This window comes from Microbacterium gawkjiense (genome assembly GCF_031932225.1).
Taxonomy (GTDB): domain Bacteria; phylum Actinomycetota; class Actinomycetes; order Actinomycetales; family Microbacteriaceae; genus Microbacterium; species Microbacterium gawkjiense.
The window spans coordinates 889,280-910,333 of sequence record NZ_JAUZVV010000002.1; the positions used below are offsets into that span (position 1 = coordinate 889,280).

Below are 21,054 nucleotides of genomic sequence, written 5' to 3' on the forward strand. Positions count from 1 at the left end.
TCAGTAGTGCGGCGGGACGTCGTTCCGCAGTCGTTCGTCGTTCGGGCCGGATGCCGGGGGTTCCCCCGCGTCCGGCCCGTTCGGCGTCTCGGGGGCCGGGTCCGTGCCCGGCGCAGGGGTCAGCCGCGCACGACGGGACCCCGGCACCCGCTCGACGCGCTGGCGCTCAGTCGACATCGATCGGCTGGGTGGATCCGGGGGCGGACGGCGTCTCGGGCTGCACGCCGATGACCCCGGCGATGCGGAGAGCCACGGCGGCGGGATCGTTGTAGACGTCGAACGCGTGGACGCGCACGTAGTGCCAGCCGAGCCGGCGCAGCAGCTGCGGTCGCCGACGGAGCGTCTCGCGCAGGCTGTCGTGCGTGCTCTCGGGATCGATGTCGGCCACGACGGCCTTGCCCTTGTACTGCGCGACCAGCGGCAGCTGACCGCCGCGGTAGTGCACGTCGACGGAGACTCCGAGGCTCCGCAGGTGCTGGGCGAGGGTCAGGGTGAGCGGATCGGCGAGGTCCTCCAGTCGCGCGTCGCGTCCCCGCGCGGCGATCCGACCGAGGATGGCCATGAGGGTGGCGGCGCCGAAGGTCAGGCGTCCCTCGTCGAAGGCCGAGGGTCGGATCGACGAGACGATCACCATCGACCGGCGGGCGCGGGTCATGCCGACCGTCAGAAGCCGCTCGCCGTCGGCGGTGGACAGGTCGCCGAAGTCGCTGAGGACGCGGCCGTGCTTGGTCAGGCCGAACCCGAGCGAGAAGATGACGCGGTCGCGGCTCTCGGCGACCGATTCCTCGAGGCCGAGGACGGCGAACGGCTCGGCGGTCTCGCGGCCGACGAAGTCGGCGACGTCCGAGCGCCCCGCGAATGCGCTCGCAACCGCCGCGCGGACGCGTTCGGCGTGGCGCGCCGACGCGGTGACGACCATGAGCGATTCGGCGGGGCGGTTGATCGCGTGCTCGACGACGAGCGTGACGACGCGGGCGACCTCGGCATCCGGACTCTCCACGGCCCCCGTGTCGGGGTTCGGCGCGCCCGTGCCACCCTCGACGTAGTCGACGCTGAGGCTGCCGCGACCGAGGTACGACCCCGCCCAGGGAAGCGAGCCGATCGCACCGCCGTAGAACGCGTCGTTGACGAGCTCGGCGAGGTCCTCTCCCCCGGCGCGGTAGCTGCGGGTCAGGGTCTCGACGGGGATCAGTTCGCTCAGTCGCTCGAAGACGCTCGTGTCGTCGAACGGCACCTCGGGCGCCTCCGGGTCGTCGCCGCGTCCCGACCAGAGCCGGAACGGTGTCGGCTTCTGCGTCACCGGGTCGCCGAAGACGACGATCTGCCGGGCGCGGCGCAGCGCGGGCGTCGCCTCGGCGAGGCACAGCGCGGCCGCGTCGGCGATGATGACGACGTCGAACTCGGGGTGATCCGGCACGTGCGGCACCTCGTAGGGCGACGCGAGCCAGACCGGCGCGAGCACGCGCATGAGAGTCGGCGCCGAGGCAACGAGCTCCGACGCCGACGCGGTGCCGCCGCGCAGCGCCGACTTCAGCGAGGCCGCCTCGCGCGGCTCGTCGACGATCGCGATGCGCCACCGCTTGGCGAGTTCCGAGGCCAGCAGGGGCCCGGACGACGAGGCGTGCGCTTCATCGACGAGACGGAAGTCGCGCTCGAGGCGGTCGAGCACCGTGGTGTTCGCGCCGAGCAGGGCGCGATCCGAGCGCAGCATGGCCTCGAGCGCGGAACGCCACCATGCGTACTCGAACTCCGCGGCCACCTCGGACTCGGGGACGTGGCGGGTCGAGAGCTCCATGAGGAGGGGCTCGAGACCGAGCTGCGCGAGTTCGCTGCGCAGCGCTGCACGCTCGACGAGGTTGTCGAAGACGTCGGATGCCGCGGCGAGGCCCGCGAGCGTCCGCAGCAGCTGCGGGATCGGCAGGCTCGCCAGCGGCTCGGTGCGACCGAGCGCGCGGTCGAGGTCGGCGAGGTCGGCGTTCGCCCGCTGCCATGCGGCCGCGACGTCGTCGAGGCCGATCGGGATCTCCGGCGTGACGCCGGCATCGACGAGCTGTTGCCACTGCGTGCGCTGGTTCTGCACCCGCAGGAGCGCTTCGTGCATGTCGGTGACGTGCATGCCGGGCCGCACGTACTCCTTCGACAGTCGGCGCAGACGTCGGCGGTTGGCCGTCGTCATCTGCGCCGAGTCCCGGCGCGACGAGTGGGCGGCGATCAGGTCGGTGAGGGGGCGCTCGAACACGGTGGGGCTGAAGCGGTCGAGCGACGCGCGGATGCCCTGCAGCAACTGCACGTACGAGCCCATCTCGGCGATGGTCGTGAACGGCCGCATCCGCGTCTGGCCGATCAGCTCGTAGCCGCGCTCGAGGAGCGCGGGCACCTCGGCGCGGTGCAATCGGCCGGCGAGCGCATGCGCGGCGCGGGCCTCGTCGGTCGTCGAGAACGCGACGCCGTACCAGGGTGAATCGTCGGGTCCGATGCGGAACTCGCCGAGGCGAGCGGATGCCGCGAGTGCCTCCGCGGCCTCGACGCGGCGCGTCGCGAGGCGCTGCACCGTCGCGAGGTCGAAGCGTGTGGTGGCGCTCGGCTGCGGCTCGTGGTCGGCGATGCGGGTGAGTTCGCGCAGGGCCTCGAGCGGGGAGACACCGACCGAGGCGTGACGCTGGGTCAGCGCGGCACGGTAGTCGCGCAGCACGGTGCGCAGGCGCACGAGGGCGTCGTCCACCTCGGCGACCTTGGGCTGTTCGGCTTTCTCGTTGCGGGCGATCGCGCGGATGAGGTCGCGGTGCAGCCGGGTCGGCGACACCGCGAGGCCGGGCAGGCCGATGCCGGCCAACCGGTGGCGGACGCCGTCGAGGGTCGACCGGCGGGCGCTCACGACGAGCACCCGCTTTCCCGAGCGGACGAGCTCGCCGACGGCGTTGATGACCGTCTGCGTGCCGCCCGTTCCGGGAAGGGTGTGGACGGCCAGCGACTGCCCCTCGGTGATACGGGCGAGCACCGCCTCCTGCTCCGCATCCGCGTCGAGGATCAGGCGGTCCGAGGCGGGCGTGCGGTCGTCGGGGCCGACGGCGTCGGGCTGCGGGCGCACGAACGAGAGGCGCTCGCGATCGGCGGGGTGACCCGCGAGCGCGTTGAGCACGGGGTGGTCGAGGTCGACGGCATCCCGCTCCATGTCGGAGGCGACGTCGGCGAAGGTCGAGACCACGAGCCGCGGCTGCACCGTGAAGGTGGGGACGTGCGCCGTCAGGGCGCGCAGCCGGTCGATGACGGGCTGCGGCTGGAACACGCCGCCGTCGTAGGCGAGGGCGGCGAGCGCGTCGCCGTCGAGGTCGACGCCGAAGTGGATGCGGGCCGCGGTGACCAGTTCTCGGTTGACATGGAAGGGGCCGTGCAACCGCAGGTCGAAGTCGGTGTGGTGACGGCGGATCGTCAGCGGACGCAGCAGGACGGGCGCGGTGCAGCTGACCCCGCCGATGCGCCACGACGCCATGCCGATGGCCAGGTGCACGGTGTCGAGGCCCCGCGCCGTGCGCAGTTCGACGTCCTTCGACGTGATGCGCTCGGCGGCCAGACGCGCGGTGCGGAGGGCCACCTCGTCGCGGAACATGTTCGACAGCAGGGTGGGACGACCCGTGATGAACTGCGGCAGGCTGCCCGGGTGGGCCTTGGTGATGTCGATGCCGGCGTCGCCGTCGTCGCGATAATGGAGGAGCGTCGAGGCGCCGCCCAGTTGTGCGGCCTCCTCGCGCAGTCGCTTGCGCTCGGGGACGGCCGCGTGCATGACGAGAACCTCGGGGTCGGACAGCGTCACGTCCGCCGGGGTCACCGCGGGCATCTGCTCGGCACTCTCGCCGCGCACAGCACCGCTCTCTGCTCGCCACACACGGAAAACACTAGGCGCGTCGAGCCGGGAAAGCGGGATCGACGGCCGAGTTTCGCGGATCGACTCTCACTCGGGCGCTGATTCCTCCACATCCGGGTCGGGATGCCGCTTCTCCCCCGCCCGCCCCTCCCCCGTTCTCGGCGTCTCGGCCCCGCAGCCATGATGAGGACATGACGATCGCAACCTACTCGGTGCACCCGACACCGATCGGCGAGGCCCTCCTGGTGACGACCGAGGAGGGTCTTGTCGCGCTGTCGGTGCTGGACGGCCCGGCCTACGCCGAGGTCTCCCGGCTCAGCCTGCTGCTGCACAGCGTGCCGGTGCCCGACGACGGTCCGGCGCGGGAGGCAGCCGGCGAGCTCGACGAGTACTTCGCCGGCGCACGGCGGGCCTTCTCGGTGCCGCTCGACTGGCGACTCACGGCGGGCTTCACGCGGCAGGCACTCGAGGCCATCGCCGGGATCCCGTACGGCGAGACGGCGTCGTACGCCGAGATCGCCATCGCCGCGGGGTCCCCGCGGGCGCATCGCGCGGTGGGGACCGCGTGCGCCCGCACCCCCTGGTCGATCGTGCTGCCCGCTCACCGTGTGATCCGCAGCGACGGCTCCCTCGGCGAGTACGGCGGCCGGCCCGAGAACAAGCGGTTCCTCCTCGACCTCGAGGAGCGGGTCGCGGGCGCGGCGGGCCGCGCATGACGGAGGCGGGCAGGGACGTGTAGGCCGTCCCTGCCCGCCTCGTCGCGGCATCCGCTCTTAGTGGTCGACCGCCTTCTCGGCGCCGTACCCGGTCAGCGAGCGGACCTCCATCTCGGCGGCCTTCGTGGCGTCCTCGGCCTTGCGGGAGGTCACCGACCCCAGCCAGCCGAGGAGGAAGCCCACCGGGATCGAGACGATGCCCGGGTTGTTGAGCGGCCAGATCGCCGTGCCGACGTTCTTGAACACACTCGTCTCGGTGCCCCAGAACACGGGCGACAGGACGATGAGCACGATCGCGGTCGCGAGTCCCCCGTACATGCTCCACACGGCGCCGCGCGTCGTGAACTTGCGCCAGAACAGCGAGTACAGGATCGTCGGCAGGTTGGCCGAGGCAGCCACCGCGAAGGCGAGCGCGACGAGGAACGCCACGTTCTGCCCCTGCACGCCGATCCCGCCGAGGATCGCCAGCACGCCGATCACGATCACCGTGCGACGGGCCACCTTCACCTCGCCGTCCGGCGGGACGTTCCCCTTCTTCACGACGTTCGCGTAGATGTCGTGCGCGAAGGACGCGGCCGCGGTGATCGTGAGTCCTGCGACGACGGCGAGGATCGTGGCGAATGCGACAGCCGAGATGAAGCCGAGCAGGACCGGCCCGCCGAGCGCCGCCGCGAGCAGCGGTGCCGCCGAGTTGACGCCACCGGGTGCCGCTTTGATCGTCTCGGATCCGACGATGGCGCCGGCGCCGTAGCCGAGGACCAGCGTCAGCAGGTAGAAGAGTCCGATCAGCCAGATCGCCCAGACCACCGAACGACGCGCCTCCTTGGCCGTCGGGACGGTGTAGAAGCGCATCAGGACGTGAGGCAGACCCGCAGTGCCGAGCACGAGCGCGATCGCGAGGGAGATGAAGTCCCACGGATTGGCCCCGTACTGCAGGCCGGGACCGAGGATCGCGTCCTGCGGATCGGTCGTCGACTTCTGCACGGCCGCCTCGAGGAGCGTGTCGAGGCTGAACCCGTTGATCGCGAGGACCCAGATCGTCATGACGATGGCGCCGCCGATGAGCAAAAACGCCTTGACGATCTGCACCCACGTCGTGCCCTTCATGCCACCGATGAGGACGTAGACGATCATCAGCACACCGACGACGGCGACGACGATCGACTGCCCGATCTGCTCGGTGATCCCCAGCAGCAGCGAGACGAGACCACCCGCACCGGCCATCTGGGCGAGCAGGTAGAAGAAGCACACCGCGAGCGTCGTGATCGCCGCGGCGAGCCGCACCGGGCGCTGCTTCAGACGGAACGACAGGACGTCGGCCATCGTGAACTTGCCCGTGTTGCGCATGAGCTCGGCGACCAGCAGCAGCGCGACGAGCCACGCGACGAGGAAGCCGATCGAGTAGAGGAACCCGTCGTAGCCGTTGATCGCGATCGCGCCGACGATGCCGAGGAAGGATGCCGCCGACAGGTAGTCGCCTGCGATGGCGAACCCGTTCTGCGGACCCGTGAAGGAGCGGCCGGCAGCGTAGTAGTCGGCGGCCGTCTTGTTGTTGCGACTGGCGCGGATGACGATGAACAGCGTCACCGCGACGAACGCACCGAAGATCGAGATGTTGAGGACGGGGTTGTTCGTCGCAGCGCCGGCGGGGGCCGCGGCGAGGAGCACGGGGGTCATCGGGCCTCCTGCCGTTCGAGGCCTGCCCGGATCTCCGAGGAGATCGGGTCCAGCTTGCGGTTCGCGAAGGCGACGTAGCCCATCGTGATGGCGAATGTGGTGACGAACTGTCCGAGGCCCAGGAGCAGGCCGATCGTGATGTGACCGAACACCTCCTGCGCCATGAAGTCCGGAGCAAAGGACGAGAGCATGACGTAGACGAAGTACCAGATGAGGAAGAGCACGGCCAGCGGGAAGACGACGCTGCGGTGCTTCTTCTTCAGCTCGACGAACCGCGGCGATCGTTCGACCGCGACGTAGTCGATGGCACTCCCTTCCACGCCTCCGTGGGGTGACTGGGACGACATGTGGCCTCCTTGCCTCATGGGGTGAGCGACGGTGCTCGCACGGGGCCGTTCCTGAGAATCGGCCGCGTGGTAGGTTCGACCGTACGAAGGCGGCAGAGGTGCCGTCACCCCCGGAAGTAGGTACGCGTGGGATCGTCGGTCGAGAGCGACGCGGACACGCGGCTCGTCTCCCGAGCCGTGTCGGATCTGGCTCGTCAGACGCGTTTTCCCGTCGTCTTCGGCGGTCTCGAACGCGGCGGCGCCGTGCACGTCACGGCGATCTCGGGCACCCGCACCCGCAGCATCGAGGGACTCGTCGTCGAAGCCGGTCGCGGTCTCGGCGGCGCCGCGATGATCGAGAAGCGACCGCGCCTCGCCTTGGACTACCGCACCGCGCGCACGATCACGCACGACTACGACCGCGCCATCCTCGGCGAGGGCATCTCGACCCTGCTGGCCGTTCCCGTCGTCGTCACCGGCCGCCCGCGCGGCATCGTCTACTGCGGGTCGTGGACCCCCGGCCCCGTGGGGGACCTCGTCAGCCGGCCCGCCTTCCGCGCCGCCGACATGCTCGCGACCGAGCTGCGCGTCCGCGAGGAAGTCGACCGTCGTGTCGCCGCACTGACGCCCGCCGAACCCGCCCTGCCCGCCTCCGCGCAGGAGGACCTGCGCGAGAGCTACGCCGAGCTGCGGAGCATCGCGGCATCCGTCACCGACCCCGACCTGCGGGAGCGGATCGCGGCGGTCGAGAAGCGCCTTGCGGGGATGTCGCGACCGGCGGCGGCCGAGGCATCGCTCGACGTCGCCCTCTCGCCGCGCGAGCTCGATGTGCTCGCCTGCTGCGCGCTCGGCGCCACCAATGCCGAGATCGCCGCGTCGCTGTCGCTGCGCGAGGGGACGGTCAAGTCGTACCTGCAGGCGGCGATGGCGAAACTGGATGCCTCGACCCGCCATGCCGCCGTCGCCAAGGCGCGCCGGGCCGGACTTCTGCCGTAGCGAGTACGCGCGCCACTAGGGTGAGCGCATGGCTCGCAAAATCGTGCATCAGCTCGTCGACGACCTGGACGGCACCGTCCTCGAGGTCGGCGACGGAGAGACCGTGCTCTTCTCCCTCGACGGCACCGCCTACGAGATCGACCTCACCCACGACAACGCGAACGCGCTGCGCGAGGTCCTGGCGCCGTACATCGACGCCGCGCGTCGTGTCTCGTCGCGCGGGACGACCTCACGCGCGGCCACCTCGTCGAACGGCGGCGGCCGCAAGCAGAAGCGAGCCGGGCAGCGCGACTACGCACCGATCCGCGAGTGGGCCGCGAAGAACGGCTACCAGCTCTCGGAGCGCGGTCGCGTACCGGCTCAGGTGCTCGACGCGTACGACGCCGCGCACTGACGGTCGCCGCGCCGCGGCATCCCCGCCCGATCAGCCGAGGACGAGGCTGACGGCGATGACGAGCATGATGACGGCGATGCCGCCGTCGAGGATGCGCCACGCGCGTGCCGTGCGCAGGAGCGGCGCGAGGTAGCGCGCGCCGTAGCCGAACACCACGAACCAGAGGGTGCTGCCGGCGACGCCGCCGGCGAGGAAGAACCAGCGCGCGTCACCGTGCGTCGCCGCCACCGACCCGAGCACGACGGTCGTCTCGACGATCGCGTGGGGGTTCAACCAGGTGACGGCGAGGATGGTCAGGAGCGTCGCGGTCCTCGTCGCCGCGCGCGGCCGGACGAGGACGGTGCCGGAGGCCGCGGCATCCGTCGTCCCCTCCGGCTCGGCGGCCTCGAGGCTGCCGCCGCCGCGCCAGGCGCGCCGCGCGCTCACGACGGCGAACCCGACGATAAACGCCGCACCCGCCCACCGCGCGATCGTCTCGAGCCACGGGTGGGCGGTGACGAGGGTCGCGACGCCGGCGACACCGAGGGTCTGCAGGATCGCGTCGCTGACGACGCAGACGAGCACGACGATCCCCACGTGTTCGCGCCGCAGACCCTGGCGCAGCACGATCGCGTTCTGCGCGCCGATCGAGACGATGAGACCGAGGCAGAGTCCGAGGCCCGAGAGGAGGGCGGCGAGTTCGGGAGTCACAGGTCCCACGGTAGGCAGCTCGTCTTCTGCAGTACAGCGAAGGATTCTGCATCATCTGAAGCATCGCTTCACTACGCTGGTGGCGTGGACATCCCGTTCGAGCACCTGCGCACGCTGGCCGCCGCCGTCGACGCCGGCACGCTGGATCGCGCGGCCGCACGGCTCGGGATCACCCCGAGCGCGGTCAGCCAGCGCATCCGTGTCATCGAGCAGCGCGTCGGCCGGGTGGTGCTGCGGCGCACCAAGCCGGTGACCGCGACGGAGGCGGGCGAGCCGCTCGTGCGTCTCGCGCGTCAGCTCGACCTGCTCGAGCACGACGCCCGCGCCGCCCTGGGCGACGAGGCGGGCTCGGCAGTGGTGCCGCTCGCCGTCAACGCCGACTCGCTCATCACCTGGTTCCTACCGGCGCTCACCGCCGTCACCGCCGCGCACCCGGTCACGTTCGAGCTGCACCGCGAGGACCAGGAACGCACGGCGCAGCTGCTCGCGGCGGGCACGGTCATGGCGGCCGTCACCTCGCAGCGCGACGCGGTGGCCGGATGCGTCTCCTCACCCCTGGGGCGGATGCGGTACACCGCCATCGCGACGCGGGGCTTCGCAGATCGGTGGTTCCCGCAGGGGCTCGGGCGGGCCGCGCTCGAAGCCGCACCGCGCGTCGACTTCGACCGTCACGACACGCTGCAGAGCGCGTTCGCACGCCGACACGGCGCCCGGCGGGACGCCCCCCGCCACATCATCAGCGCGTCGGCCGAGTTCGCGCAGGCGATCACGATCGGCCTGGGGTGGGGGATGCTGCTGCCCGGCCAATTCGAGGCCGGCGTCGCCGACGGCTCGCTCGTCATTCTGGCCGACGACACGGTCGAGGTCCCCCTGTTCTGGCAGCGCTGGAACCTCTCGTCGCCGCTCCTTGAGACGGTCACGACGGCCGTCCGCGAGGCCGCGGAACGCTCGCCCGCCGTCGGGTAGCGCGCGCCCCGGGCCGCGTCAATCCCCTCCGCCGCGCGGGTGCGCGGGGCGATGGTGGTCACCTGGGACAGGTGTCGACGGGGTGAGCGGAACGAGGTGCAGAACATGTTCGTGGATTCGGAGACGCTGCGCGCACTGCCGACGCGTCGACCGGCGGATGCCGCACACCGAGCGTCGCGCATCCAGTGGGACCTGATCGCGGAGGACCGCTACGAGGTCCGGATCGCCGGCGAGGTCGCCGGCTACATCGACGTCGTCGGCGCCGTATACGTGGTCCTCACGGGGCCGCGGTACGACCGGGCTGAGGAGGTCGCGCAGACCCTCGTCTGGTCGACCGCCACGACCGCACTCGACCAGCACCGCGCGCGCGGCTGATCAGTCGGCCGCACGGTCGGCCGCGGACCGTGCCTTCGTCGCGGCGGTACGGGCTCGGCGGCGCTGCTCGGCGAGGTCCTCGACCTCGGCGCGTGCCCGCTCGGCCTCGTCCTCGAGGCGGGCGCGCTCACGGTCGAGTTCCGCCAGGCGGTCCTCGAGCGACGACGCCTTCTCCTGCGCCGCCTGCCAGCGGTCCTCGATGCGATCGAGGTCGCGCTCGAGACTCTCGGCGTGACGTCGCGCCTCGGCCGCTGCTCGCGCGGCCTCGCGGGCCGCGCGACGCTCGGCGAGGTCGTCGGTCGCCTCGGGCCGGGCTGAGGCGACGTCGAAGGGTCCCGAGACCGCGTCGGAGAGGTCGGGCGCGTCCATTCCGGTCGCCTCGATGGGGCGTAGCAACCGGGCGCTGGCGACGGCAGCCGCGGCATCCGGATCCCGCAGCGCGGCGTCGAGGGTCTGCTCGACTGCGGTGCGGACGGCGGCGCCGACGTCCGCACCGCGCTCGCCCGCACGCCGCACGGCGCGATCGACGAGGTCACGGAGGATGCTGCGACGGCGCCGGGTGAGATCGGCGAGAGCGCGAGCATCGCCGGCATCCACTGCTTCGCGGAACTCGTCGGCGAGCTCGGCGGCCGGGGTGAGCGCGTCTGCGTCATCGGACGCGAGCAGGTTGACGACCCAGGCGGCGAGGACCGGCTTGCGGAGCTTCTTGATCGCCGCCGCGAGATCCTTGTCGGATGCCTCCGCCGCGGCCTCGGCGCGCAGCGCGACGAAATCACCGGCGGGAGCCACGCTCAGCCGCGCGGCGACCTCGATCAGCCGCGTGGCGTCCGTCTCACCGGTCATTTCCCCATCCTCCCCCATGTCGCCGGCGCGGATTCGGCAGGATTCCGACGCCGCACGGCACCAGCGCGACAGCGGCGACCTCATCGCCCGTCCTATCTTCGGAGGATGCTGGAGATGCGCCCGAACTGCGAGTCCTGTGCGCGCGATCTGCCTCCGGACGGTGAAGCGTACGTCTGCTCGTACGAGTGCACATGGTGCGCCGCGTGCCGCAATGGCTTCCCTGGACCCGCCTGTCCGAACTGCGGCGGCGACCTGCAGCGGCGGCCGACACGGGTGGTCCGGCCCGCCGACGGGTGATTGACTACCGGCCATGCCGTTCGCTGTGGTCTCTTTACATTCACCCCAGCCGCGACATCGTGACGCGGTGATCGACTCGATGCGCCGCTACAGCCGGGTCGCCCGCGAGCAGCCCGGGCTCGAGTGGACGGGTGTGGTCGACGACGAGGGCGGTCGCCTCGTCGGGATCGCACTGTGGGAGTCCGCGGAGGCAGCGGCTGCGGCGCGTCCCGCCCTCATGGCCGAGGTGGGCGACGATCCGTTCACGACGTGGGACGAGCGTCCCATCGAAGGTTTCCGCGGGCCCGTCCGCTGATCGACCCGGTCAGCCCGTCCAGAAGACGACCACGGCGACGAGTGCCACGCACACGGCGAAGGGCACGGCAGCCGCTCGCCGACGCCGGGCGGCGCCCACGACAGCCCACACGGCACTCGCCAAGCCGACGACGACGAAGACGGCCGTTCGAGCCCACCCCGTCTGGGTGACGATGACGCCGTCGCCGGCGGCGGGCTCCCAATCGCACCGTCGTCCGACCGGCCAGACTGTCTCCACAGCGGAGATGAGCGCCGACTCCGACACTGAGACGCCCGCGGGGGCGTCATCCAGCCAGCAGCGCGTCTCGACGTTCTCGCGCGTGTCCAGCCAGAGGCCGGCGATCAGCGCAACACCGGCGAGGATGGCGAGCGCGAGCAGAACTCCCGTCGCGGCGCGCACCTGGTCGCCGGTCTAGAGGCCGTCCGCGACGGCGGCGGCCGCGCGCATCCAGGCGTCCTTCGTGCGCGACTGCAGGGCGTCGTACCGGATGCGGCCGGCCTTGAGCGCGTCGTCGAACGGGATGATCTCGACCGCGCGGACGTGACCCTCGAAGCCGGCGGCGATGCGCTGCGCGGCGCCGATGCCGGCACGCTCGGACTGCCCGACGACGACCACGGCGCCGTCGGCGAGGCGGCGCGAGTGCTCGTCGCGCTTGCGCAGCGCGTCGAGGAGGAGGGCGGCGGATTCGGCCGACTCGGGGGCGGCGAGGGTCGGGACGACGAGCTGATGCGCCGAATCGATCATGCGCAGCCAGCGGTCGGCCGACTCATCGTTGCCCGAGTCGAAGATGACCATGCGGTAGTACCGCGCCGCGACCTGTGCGAGCAGGTCGAAGTCGGCGGTCGTGATGCGCTGATCGGCCGCGAGCAGTTCGGGGTTCGAGCGCAGCACGTCGTAGCGGTCGACGGACTGGTGATGAACGAATCGTGCGATGTCGGAGACGGATGCGGTCGCCTCGAGCAGCCGCGATGCTTCGGGGAGCAGGTCGCGGATCGTCGTGTCGTAGTCGCCCTGCTCGGTGCGCCACCCCAGGGTGCCGCGGGTGTCGTTGTTGTCCCACGCGAGGACGTTGCCGCCGCCGTGGCGCGCGAACACCGCCGACAGCACCGCGGTCGTCATGGTCTTGCCGACGCCGCCCTTGCCGTTGGCGACGGCGATGGCGCGGCATCCGGCCCACTGACGCGAGACCGCCTTCTCGCGCTCCGCACGCGCGAGTTCCGCCTTCGACGGCTTGATCGGGATGCCGATCCGCACGAAGAACGAGCGCCAGCCCGAAACGGTGGCGGGGTGAACCTCGGGAGGCTCGATGAAAGAGGGACGGGACCCGTTGGAGGCGGATGCCTCGAACGCGGTCTCGGGCGCGGGTGCGCCGTCGGTGGGGGCCGGCGCCTCGGGCGTGGCGGTCGCTGTGCTGTGCGGTTCGGCTGCGGGCTCCGGTTCGTCCGCGGGCTCCGGCTCGGCTGCGGGCTCCTGCTCGGACGCGGGCGCGGCGTCCGCGTCGAACGACGCGCGCGCGACGTCGACGGGGTCGGTCCCCGTCGCCGGAACGGCTGCGGGGATCTCGGTCACGCGGGCGGGTGCCCATTCGGCCGGCGCCGTGGCGTCGTCCTCGTCGAGGTCGTCGTCGTCCCCGCTGTCGAAGACGGGGGGCCGCTCGGCGGACTCCGGGAGAGGGTTCGACGACGGCGGGAAGAACGCCGGCACCTCGGCGACGAGCGCGGGCTCCGCGCCATCCACCTCGGGCTCAGCCTCCGCGGCGGGAGCGTCGTCCTCGTCAGCCTCGGCCTCGTGCACCGGCTCGGGGTCCGTGGTCCACCACGCCTGCTGGCGCAGCTCCGCACGGGTGACGGTGCGGTCATCCACCTCGACGTCGATCTCGCCCGAAGGTCCCACGATCAGGCGATGCTCACCGCGGTCGCCGCTCGTGCGCAGTTCGATCGCCGTGCCGGCGGCCGCGGCATCCGCTCTCACCCGGTCGACGATGAGGCGGCGCACGCCGTCGGCGTCAGGAGCGTCGAGGGTCTGTTCGGCGCCGTCGACCGTCGTGAACCGTGCCGACCCACCGGTGACGTGCGCGGAGGCGTGTGTCGGTTCACTGCCAGTGCTCATGGATTCCTCTCGGTGCGCGACGGACGCGCTCCCACGCTATCGCGCGCGACGCCGAAATCCCCGGTGGACGGGCAGAGTCGCCGCGTCAGGCCGCCCGGCCACCCGAGGCCGCGGCGGCTTTCCGGACCAGCACCGCGTTCCGCGTACGGATCAGCCGCTGCATGTACGGGCGCAGCAGGAGCGGTTCGACGATCACCCCGAGCAGCGGCGAGCGCAGGGTGACGGTGTCGGTCATGACCGTGACGACCCCGTCCCGCTCGAACCGGTGCTCGTGACGGAAGACCCGGAACGGTCCGCGCACCTGCTCGTCGACGAACCGACGCGGGCGCTCGAGCGCGGTGATCTGCGAGGTCATCGTCCACATCACGCCGAAGTGGCGGGCGCGCCAGGTGACGCTCTCCCCCAGCCTGATCGTCCCGCTCGTCACCCCGGCGACGGCGCGCTCGCGCGACCGCCGCATGGAGTCGAGGTGCGCGTCGATCGACAGCGAGAGGTCGAACAGCACCTCCGGCGCGCACGCGACACGGGTCACCTCCGTGAACGTGGTCCCACTCGGCCCGGTCACGGCAGCAACCGGGAGACGAGTGCGTCGACCGCGTCGTCGATGTCGAGGCCGTCATCGAGCGGCTGGGTCAGCCGGTCGAAGACCAACCCGTCGACGGCGAAGTGGAACAGTGCGATCTCGACGGCGCCGCCCGGAAGTCCGGCTGTGCGGTTGAAGGCGACGTCGTCCTCGAAGGACCGACGCCGCCACTCGGCGAGCGCGCCCGCCACGTCGGGACGACGCGCGGCCTCCAGCCGCAACTCGAAAAGGGCGAGGGTGACGTGCGGGTCGGCCATCAGACGACGGACGATGTCGCGGACGTAGTCCCCGAACACCTCGCGGCCCGGCTGACGATGGCGCAGGAGCGCGGAGACGGCCGGGTCTGGGGTGAGCCGTTCGCCTATCCGCTGCACGAGAGCGGCGATGAGGTCCGCTCTCGTGGCGAAGTAGTTCGACGCGGTTCCGCGAGGTGTGCCGGCGGCGGCGTCCACGGCGCGATGCGTGAGGCCTCGGGCGCCCTCGGTGGCGAGGACGCGGATCCCCGCATCCGCAAGGGCGGCGCGTCGTTCCTGGTTGCGGACCATGAGGTGACTCTAGCGATTCCACGACAGATGTCGTACGTTGACCACGACAGAAGTAGTGATTGGAGATGCCATGCGCGAGCTGGTCTATTACGTCGCCGTCAGCCTCGACGGTGCCATCGCGGGACCGGACGGTGAAACGGACGCGTTCCTGGCGGCAGGCGACCACATGACCGTCCTGTTGACCGAGTTCCCGGAGACGCTCCCGGCCCACGTCGCCGACGCCCTCGGCATCCGGGTCACCGCGGGCCGCTTCGACACCGTGATGATGGGCCGCGACACCCTGAGGCCGGCACTCGAGATCGGAGTGACGAGTCCCTACCCTCACCTGCGACAGATCGTGGCGACGCGCGCGGACGGCGGCGGGTTCGACCCCGACATCGCCGTCACCCGTGAGCCGCTCCGCACCGTGCGGGAGCTGAAGCGCGAGCCAGGTGGAGACATCTGGCTCTGCGGCGGTGGCGAGCTCGCCGGTTCGCTGCTCCCCGAGATCGATCGGCTGATCCTCAAGCGCAATCCGGTGGTCCTCGGCTCCGGCATCCCCCTGTTCGGGGAATCCGCGTTCGAGCCACGAACGTTCGATCTCGTGGGGACGCGAGCGTTCGATTCCGGAGTGATCATCGAGGAGTACGTCGCCCGACGCTGAGAGTCCTAGACGACGTATCGCGTGCTCGGCCGCCCGGCGGTCGCGTAGTCCATCGTGCGGCGGGCGGCGCCCTCGTCGGCGAGGTGCTCGAGGTAGCGCCTGCAGCTCACCCGCGAGAGGCCGAGCTCCGCGGCGAGGTCGGCGGCAGTCCCGCCGCCGAGGCGGCGCAGCGCGTCGTGCACGAGCTCGAGCGTCTCGCGTGTGAGCCCCTTCGGCAGCGAGCGCCGGGCAGAGGGCCGCATGACGGCATCGATCCGGGTCTGGTCGAGGGTGCCGCCGGATGCCGCGGCTCCCCGCTCGGCGATGACGTCGTCGATCCGCTGGTGCAGGTCGTGGGCGGTGAACGGCTTCACGATGTAGTGCCGCACGCCCATGAGCCGCGCGTCGCGGACGGTCTCGACGTCGCGGGCCGCGGTGACGGCGACGACTTCGGGCTGGCGGACGGCGGCATCCGCTCTTACCGCGCGGAGTGCCTCGATACCCGAGAAGCCGGGCAAGTGCACGTCGAGCAGCACGAGGTCGGGTTCGAGGGAGCGGATGGCGTCGACGGCATCGGGACCGGATGCCGACGTGCCGACGAGTTCGCACTGCGGATGGGCGTCGACGAAGCGGCCGTGCAGCTGGGCGACGGCAGGGGCGTCGTCGACGACCAGGACGCGGAGGCTCACGAGACCCTCGCGGGGACGGGGAGGACGACGGCGAAGCGCGCCCCGCCGAGGGCGGACCGGCTGAGGACGACGTCGCCCGAGTGGCGGCGGGCGATGCGGCGGACGAGGGCGAGGCCGACGCCGCGGGTGCGGGCGCTCGGATCCTTCGTGCTGACGCCCTCGTCGAAGACCCGGTCGGCGAGCGCGGGATCGACGCCGGGACCGCTGTCCTCGACGACGACGCTGACCCCCTCGGCGCCGGCGTGCACGGCGAGCGCGAGCGTGTCGCCGGCGCGGCACGCGTCGAACGCGTTGTCGACGAGGTTGCCGACCACCGTGACGAGGTCCCCGGTCACAGCAGCGGGGACCATGCCCTCGGCGTCGATGGAGAAGGTGATGCCGAGTTCGCGCGAGCGCGCGAGCTTCGCCGAGAGGAGAGCCGCGAGCTCGGGCCCCAGCTGCTCGCTGGCGGCGCCGATGTCGAGCGAGCCGCCTGGCTGCATCCGCGCGATGAAGTCGCGCGCGTCGTCCCAGGCACCGAGTTCGAGGAGCCCCGACACGACGTGCATCGAGTTCGCGAACTCGTGCGCCTGCGCGCGCAGTCCGTCGGTGAGCGACTGCTGGCCATCCATCTCGCGGACCGCCTGGTGGAGTTCGGTGTGGTCGCGCAGCAGCAGGGTGCCGCCGACCGGCTTGCCGTCGTCGTCGTACAGACCCGTCGCTCGGGCGATGAGCGGACGCTCCCCGGCGAGGACGAGGCGCCCCTCGCGCTCCCCGTTGACGAGGACCTCGTGGATCGGTCCCTCGAGCACGTCCGAGGCTCGCTCGCCGATGAGCGGTCCCGCCCCGAGCAGGCGCACGGCGGCGTCGTTCGCGCTCGCGACGACCCCGTCGCGGTCGACGCGGACCACCCCCTCCGACAGACGGTGCAGCATCGTCTCGCGTTCGGCGACGAGCTCGGCGATCTGCTCCGGCTCGAGGCCCAGGATGCGACGACGGATGAGGGTCGCGACCCCGGCTGCACCGAACACGCCGACGACGGCCGAGCCGCCGAGCGCGAGGAGCAGCCACGGCAGCCGCGACTGCACGTCGGCGGCGAGCTCCGACTCGAGCACGCCGACCGAGACGGATCCGATGACCTCGCCCGAGACGGCGCCGCCGGCGTACAGCGGCACCTTCACGCGGTACGACTCGCCGAGGGTCCCGGTCTCGGTACCCGACCACACCTGGCCCGACAGCGGTGCCGACGGGTCGGTCGACACAGCCTCGCCGATGCGGTCCTCGTTCGGATGCGAGTAACGGATGCCGGCGGCATCCGTTACGACGACGTAGGTGAGATCGGATGCCTCGCGGATGACCTCGGCGAGCGGCTGGATCGTGGCGCTCGGGTCGGGGTCGTCGAACGCCTCGGCGATGGAGGGGAGCCTGCTGATCGAGAGGGCCACCCCCACCATCCGCTCCCGGTAGGACTCTCGGATGGAGCGCTCCTGCAGGGAGATCGCGACGACCCCGGCGATCACGATGACGACGCAGACGATGAAGGCTTGCAGCAGCAGCAGCTGCCATCTCAGCGACATCGCTCGGGGCACGCGCTCATTCTCCCCTGCGGCGCCCGGACATGCCCACCGCGAGCGGGACCAATACTTTCCGAACTCGCTCTTAGTTGCGCAAGCGCGACAGCCCTCGGCGCGGTGCCTAGCGTCTGTGCGAACGGACGTCGGGGCGAGGATGCCTCGACGGAACTCGAAGAGGAGTCCCCCCATGCGCAAGTCCCTCGCGATCATCGCCCTCGCGGGCGTCGCCGCCCTCACCCTGTCCGGCTGCAACCCCCGCGGCGCTGCCGTCGGCGGCGGCGGCGCGGAGTCCGAGGAGGCGGCTGCCCAGGTCGGCGACGTCAGCATCATCGTCCCCGCCGACCCCGGCGGCGGCTGGGACCAGACCGGCCGCGCCGTCTCGGCGGTGCTCACCGACGAGGACCTCGTCGGCACGGCCGCGGTCACCAACATCGGCGGCGCCGGCGGCACCGTCGGCCTCGCGAGCCTCGCGAACGAGAAGGACCCGTACACCCTCATGGTGACCGGCCTCGTGATGGTCGGCGCGGTCGAGACGAACGCCGCCGAGAACCGCATCGAGGACGCCACTCCGATCGCGCGCCTCACCGAGGAGCCCCTCGTCGTCGTCGTTCCGGCCGACAGCGAGTACCAGACCCTGCAGGACCTCGTCGATGCGGTCGTCGCGGACGGCCAGTCGGTCACGATCACCGGCGGCTCCGCCGGTGGCGCCGACCACATCCTCGCGGGCCTCCTGCTCGAGGAGGCCGGCCTCGACGGCGCCGGCATCACCGAGAAGCTCAATTACATCCCGAACGCCGGTGGCGGCGAGGCGGTCTCGCTGCTGCTCGGCAACAACGCGGCGGCGGGCATCTCGGGTGTCGGCGAGTTCGCCGAGTACGTCGAGTCCGGCGACCTGCGCGCCCTCGCCGTCTCGAGCGACGAGCCGGCCCAGCTGCTGCCCGACACCCCGACGATGATCGACGAGGGCTTCGACATCACGTACACGAACTGGCGCGGCCTGCTGGCCCCCGGCGGCATCAGCGACGCGGATGCCGAGGGCCTTGTGAACCTCGTCACCGAGATGCACGAGTCGGCCGCCTGGCAGGAGGCGCTCGAGACCAACGGCTGGACAGACGCCTTCCTCACCGGCGACGAGTTCTCGACCTTCGTCGACGAGAACGTCACCGATGTGACGAGCACCCTGAAGAACATCGGTCTCGTGTCATGAGCGAGAGCACTCTGGACCGGGGTGCGCAGGAGACTGCGCGCCCCGGCTGGGGGGCGGACCGCATCGGCAACCTGATCTTCGCCGGCGTGATCGTCGCCCTGGGGGTGTTCGCCCTGGTCGGCGCGTTCTCGATCCGCGTTCCTGCCGGCGGGGTGATCGGCCCGCAGGTGTTCCCGTTCCTCGTCTCGGCGATCCTCCTCGCCTCGGGTGCCTTCCTGGTCGTCGCCGCCGTGCGCGGCAAGGTCGCCGCCCCCGAGGACGGCGAGGACATCGACCCGAACGCGGCGACCGACTGGTGGACGATCCTCAAGCTCGTGGGACTCGTCGTCGGCGTCATCGTCCTGCTCGAGATCCTCGGCTGGTGGATGGTCGCCGCGCTCCTGTTCGGCGGAGCGGCCTGGACCCTCGGCGCCAAGCGCCCGTGGGTCGCCTTCCTCGCCGGGCTCGTGCTCGGCGTCGGCACCCAACTGCTGTTCGGCGAGGGCCTCGGCCTGTCGCTTCCCCGCGGCATGGCCTTCGACTGGTGGTACGGCCCCGGTCCCCTGTTCGGCTGATCGGAAGAGATCATGGAAGCACTGAACTCCCTCATGGAGGGCTTCGCGACGGCGCTGCAGCCCGAGTACCTCCTCTTCGCCTTCATCGGCGTGATCGTCGGCACCGCTGTCGGCGTCCTCCCCGGCATCGGTCCCGCGATGACCGTGGCGCTGCTGCTGCCGCTGACCTACTCGCTCTCCCCCACCGCGGCGATCATCACGTTCGCGGGCATCTACTACGGCGGCATGTACGGCGGCTCGACCACCAGCATCCTGCTCAACACCCCGGGCGAATCGGCGTCGGTCATCACCGCCATCGAAGGCAACAAGATGGCCAAGCTCGGCCGAGGCGCCGCGGCGCTCGCGACCGCGGCGATCGGCTCGTTCGTCGCCGGGACGATCGCGACCGCGCTGCTGACGCTGTTCGCCCCGATCATCGCGCGCTTCGCGGTGAACCTCGCGCCGGCGGACTTCGTCGCGCTCATCGTCGTCGCCTTCATCACCGTCGGCGCGCTGCTCGGCTCGTCGCCAGCGCGCGGTCTCGCCTCGCTCGGCATCGGCCTGCTCATCGGGCTCATCGGCACCGAGGTGACCACGGGCCAGGCGCGCTACACCCTCGGTGTCCTGGCGCTGTCGGACGGCATCAGCGTCGTGCTCGTCGCGGTCGGCCTGTTCGCGATCGGCGAGGCGTTCTACGTCGCCGCCCGCCTGCGGCACGGACCGATCCCGGTGATCCCCGTCACCCGCGGCTGGCGCAACTGGATGACCCGCGAGGACTGGAAGCGCTCGTGGAAGCCGTGGCTGCGCGGCACGTTCATCGGCTTCCCCGTCGGGACGATCCCCGCCGGCGGCGCGGACGTCGCGACCTTCCTCTCGTACGCGAGCGAGAAGAGCCTGTCGAAGAACAAGAGCCAGTTCGGTCGCGGTGCGATCGAGGGCGTCGCCGGTCCGGAGGCCGCGAACAACGCGGCTGCGGCCGGTGTGCTCGTGCCGCTGCTGACGCTCGGACTGCCGACGACGGCGACCGCGGCGATCATCATCACGGCGTTCCAGTCGTACGGCATCCAGCCCGGTCCGCAGCTGTTCCAGAACCAGGGCGACCTGGTGTGGGCGCTCATCGCGAGCCTCTACATCGGCAACGTGCTGCTCATCATCCTGAACCTGCCGCTGGCGGGCATCTGGGTGAAGCTGCTGCAAATCCCGCGGCCCTACCTCTACGCGGGCATCATCACGTTCGCCGTCCTCGGGGCGTACGCCGTCAGCTTCTCGACCCTCGACATCGCGATCCTGCTGGTCGTCGGGGCGCTCGGGTACTTCATGCGCCGGTTCGGTTTCCCGATCGCGCCGCTCATCGTCGGACTCATCCTGGGCCCCATGGGCGAGCAGCAGCTGCGCAAGGCGCTGCAGCTGAGCCAGGGCGACCTCGCCGACCTCGTGCTGCACCCGTTCGCCGCCGTCGCGTACTCGGTGCTGGCGGTCATGCTCGTCGCGGGTCTGTGGCTCAAGCGTCGGCAGAGCCGGTACGAACGCGCGCTCGAGGCGTCGCTCGCCGCCGAAGAGGGACACCCGCAGGCGGCCGTGGACCGGATGTGGGATGCCGGTGACCGCCCGACCGACGTGCGCACCGACACGATCCGGGCAGAGCTCGCCGCGGCCGCCGCGAAGCGCGAGGCGCGCGAGCGTCAGGGCCGCCGGGGCACCGGCGACTCAGGCGGCGGCGCCGGCTGAGTCGCCGCATCCGCCGACGCTCGTCCGATCCCTGTGGTCGGGCGGGCG

The 21,054-nt window shown here is 71.5% G+C and carries 23 protein-coding genes; 11 read left to right on the forward strand and 12 right to left on the reverse strand.

The window, feature by feature from the left end:
* Positions 1-177: a hypothetical protein gene (locus Q9S71_RS12460; RefSeq protein ID WP_217532260.1), complete on the reverse strand. Its 177-nt coding sequence runs from the start codon at positions 175-177 to the stop codon at positions 1-3.
* Positions 167-3,859 carry a DEAD/DEAH box helicase gene (locus tag Q9S71_RS12465; RefSeq protein WP_311862644.1) on the reverse strand — a complete coding sequence of 1,231 codons (3,693 nt, stop codon included), beginning with the start codon at positions 3,857-3,859 and terminating at the stop codon, positions 167-169. The genes Q9S71_RS12460 and Q9S71_RS12465 overlap by 11 nt, the downstream gene beginning before the upstream one ends.
* A 194-nt stretch (positions 3,860-4,053) precedes the next feature.
* Here Q9S71_RS12465 and Q9S71_RS12470 point away from each other — a divergent pair, with 194 nt between their 5' ends.
* Entirely contained in the window at positions 4,054-4,578 is a 525-nt protein-coding gene (locus Q9S71_RS12470; RefSeq protein WP_311862646.1) for a methylated-DNA--[protein]-cysteine S-methyltransferase, read from the forward strand.
* 57 nt (positions 4,579-4,635) lie between these two features.
* Here Q9S71_RS12470 and Q9S71_RS12475 read toward each other — a convergent pair whose 3' ends face one another.
* Both Q9S71_RS12475 and Q9S71_RS12480 read right to left on the reverse strand, forming a co-directional pair.
* Positions 4,636-6,255 (reverse strand): solute symporter family protein, encoded by a 1,620-nt coding sequence (locus Q9S71_RS12475; protein ID WP_311862648.1) that lies wholly within the window; start codon positions 6,253-6,255, stop codon positions 4,636-4,638.
* The gene (locus tag Q9S71_RS12480; RefSeq protein ID WP_311862650.1) at positions 6,252-6,602 is read right to left on the reverse strand and encodes a DUF485 domain-containing protein; all 351 of its coding nucleotides are present in this window, start codon (positions 6,600-6,602) and stop codon (positions 6,252-6,254) included. The genes Q9S71_RS12475 and Q9S71_RS12480 overlap by 4 nt, the downstream gene beginning before the upstream one ends.
* Before the next feature lie 126 nt (positions 6,603-6,728).
* On the opposite strand from Q9S71_RS12480, the gene Q9S71_RS12485 reads away from it, so the two are divergent.
* Both Q9S71_RS12485 and Q9S71_RS12490 read left to right on the forward strand, forming a co-directional pair.
* A complete protein-coding gene (locus tag Q9S71_RS12485) occupies positions 6,729-7,577 on the forward strand; it encodes a response regulator transcription factor (protein ID WP_311284092.1) in 849 nt (282 codons plus the stop codon).
* A 28-nt stretch (positions 7,578-7,605) separates the two neighbouring features.
* Positions 7,606-7,971, forward strand: coding sequence for a histone-like nucleoid-structuring protein Lsr2 (locus Q9S71_RS12490; RefSeq protein ID WP_311862652.1), 366 nt, complete (start codon positions 7,606-7,608; stop codon positions 7,969-7,971).
* A 30-nt stretch (positions 7,972-8,001) separates the two neighbouring features.
* On the opposite strand, the gene Q9S71_RS12495 is transcribed toward Q9S71_RS12490, so the two are convergent.
* Positions 8,002-8,661 carry a LysE/ArgO family amino acid transporter gene (locus tag Q9S71_RS12495; protein WP_422880355.1) on the reverse strand — a complete coding sequence of 220 codons (660 nt, stop codon included), beginning with the start codon at positions 8,659-8,661 and terminating at the stop codon, positions 8,002-8,004.
* Positions 8,662-8,745: 84 nt separating this feature from the next.
* Between Q9S71_RS12495 and Q9S71_RS12500 the strand changes: the two genes are divergently transcribed.
* The gene (locus Q9S71_RS12500) at positions 8,746-9,627 is read left to right on the forward strand and encodes a LysR family transcriptional regulator ArgP (protein WP_311862655.1); all 882 of its coding nucleotides are present in this window, start codon (positions 8,746-8,748) and stop codon (positions 9,625-9,627) included.
* Positions 9,628-9,732: 105 nt separating this feature from the next.
* The gene (locus Q9S71_RS12505; protein WP_311862656.1) at positions 9,733-10,002 is read left to right on the forward strand and encodes a hypothetical protein; all 270 of its coding nucleotides are present in this window, start codon (positions 9,733-9,735) and stop codon (positions 10,000-10,002) included.
* On the opposite strand, the gene Q9S71_RS12510 is transcribed toward Q9S71_RS12505, so the two are convergent.
* Positions 10,003-10,845 carry a hypothetical protein gene (locus Q9S71_RS12510; protein ID WP_311862657.1) on the reverse strand — a complete coding sequence of 281 codons (843 nt, stop codon included), beginning with the start codon at positions 10,843-10,845 and terminating at the stop codon, positions 10,003-10,005.
* Between the two features lie 114 nt (positions 10,846-10,959).
* On the opposite strand from Q9S71_RS12510, the gene Q9S71_RS12515 reads away from it, so the two are divergent.
* Together Q9S71_RS12515 and Q9S71_RS12520 are read left to right on the forward strand one after the other, a co-directional pair.
* Positions 10,960-11,142, forward strand: coding sequence for a DUF1272 domain-containing protein (locus tag Q9S71_RS12515; RefSeq protein ID WP_311863291.1), 183 nt, complete (start codon positions 10,960-10,962; stop codon positions 11,140-11,142).
* Between the two features lie 67 nt (positions 11,143-11,209).
* Positions 11,210-11,437, forward strand: coding sequence for a hypothetical protein (locus Q9S71_RS12520; protein ID WP_311862659.1), 228 nt, complete (start codon positions 11,210-11,212; stop codon positions 11,435-11,437).
* A gap of 9 nt (positions 11,438-11,446) precedes the next feature.
* On the opposite strand, the gene Q9S71_RS12525 is transcribed toward Q9S71_RS12520, so the two are convergent.
* The 4 genes from Q9S71_RS12525 to Q9S71_RS12540 form a co-directional block, all read right to left on the reverse strand.
* Positions 11,447-11,836, reverse strand: a complete 390-nt coding sequence (locus Q9S71_RS12525) for a hypothetical protein (protein WP_311862660.1) — start codon at positions 11,834-11,836, stop codon at positions 11,447-11,449.
* Between the two features lie 12 nt (positions 11,837-11,848).
* Positions 11,849-13,546, reverse strand: a complete 1,698-nt coding sequence (locus tag Q9S71_RS12530; protein WP_311862661.1) for an AAA family ATPase — start codon at positions 13,544-13,546, stop codon at positions 11,849-11,851.
* 85 nt (positions 13,547-13,631) lie between these two features.
* Complete coding sequence (locus Q9S71_RS12535) at positions 13,632-14,111, reverse strand: SRPBCC family protein (protein WP_311862662.1); 480 nt, start codon at positions 14,109-14,111, stop codon at positions 13,632-13,634.
* On the reverse strand, positions 14,108-14,674 hold the full coding sequence (locus Q9S71_RS12540; RefSeq protein WP_311862663.1) for a TetR/AcrR family transcriptional regulator: 567 nt from the start codon (positions 14,672-14,674) through the stop codon (positions 14,108-14,110). The genes Q9S71_RS12535 and Q9S71_RS12540 overlap by 4 nt, the downstream gene beginning before the upstream one ends.
* A gap of 70 nt (positions 14,675-14,744) precedes the next feature.
* On the opposite strand from Q9S71_RS12540, the gene Q9S71_RS12545 reads away from it, so the two are divergent.
* Positions 14,745-15,317: a dihydrofolate reductase family protein gene (locus tag Q9S71_RS12545; protein WP_311862664.1), complete on the forward strand. Its 573-nt coding sequence runs from the start codon at positions 14,745-14,747 to the stop codon at positions 15,315-15,317.
* A gap of 5 nt (positions 15,318-15,322) precedes the next feature.
* On the opposite strand, the gene Q9S71_RS12550 is transcribed toward Q9S71_RS12545, so the two are convergent.
* Entirely contained in the window at positions 15,323-15,985 is a 663-nt protein-coding gene (locus Q9S71_RS12550) for a response regulator (protein WP_311862665.1), read from the reverse strand.
* Complete coding sequence (locus tag Q9S71_RS12555; RefSeq protein WP_217532223.1) at positions 15,982-17,553, reverse strand: ATP-binding protein; 1,572 nt, start codon at positions 17,551-17,553, stop codon at positions 15,982-15,984. The genes Q9S71_RS12550 and Q9S71_RS12555 overlap by 4 nt, the downstream gene beginning before the upstream one ends.
* 172 nt (positions 17,554-17,725) lie before the next feature.
* On the opposite strand from Q9S71_RS12555, the gene Q9S71_RS12560 reads away from it, so the two are divergent.
* From Q9S71_RS12560 to Q9S71_RS12570, 3 genes are read left to right on the forward strand one after another with little or no spacing between them, the layout of a single operon-like run.
* Positions 17,726-18,745 carry a Bug family tripartite tricarboxylate transporter substrate binding protein gene (locus tag Q9S71_RS12560; protein WP_311862666.1) on the forward strand — a complete coding sequence of 340 codons (1,020 nt, stop codon included), beginning with the start codon at positions 17,726-17,728 and terminating at the stop codon, positions 18,743-18,745.
* Entirely contained in the window at positions 18,742-19,299 is a 558-nt protein-coding gene (locus tag Q9S71_RS12565) for a tripartite tricarboxylate transporter TctB family protein (RefSeq protein WP_253034097.1), read from the forward strand. The genes Q9S71_RS12560 and Q9S71_RS12565 overlap by 4 nt, the downstream gene beginning before the upstream one ends.
* 12 nt (positions 19,300-19,311) lie before the next feature.
* On the forward strand, positions 19,312-21,006 hold the full coding sequence (locus Q9S71_RS12570) for a tripartite tricarboxylate transporter permease (RefSeq protein WP_311862669.1): 1,695 nt from the start codon (positions 19,312-19,314) through the stop codon (positions 21,004-21,006).
* The last annotated feature ends 48 nt before the right edge of the window (positions 21,007-21,054 follow it).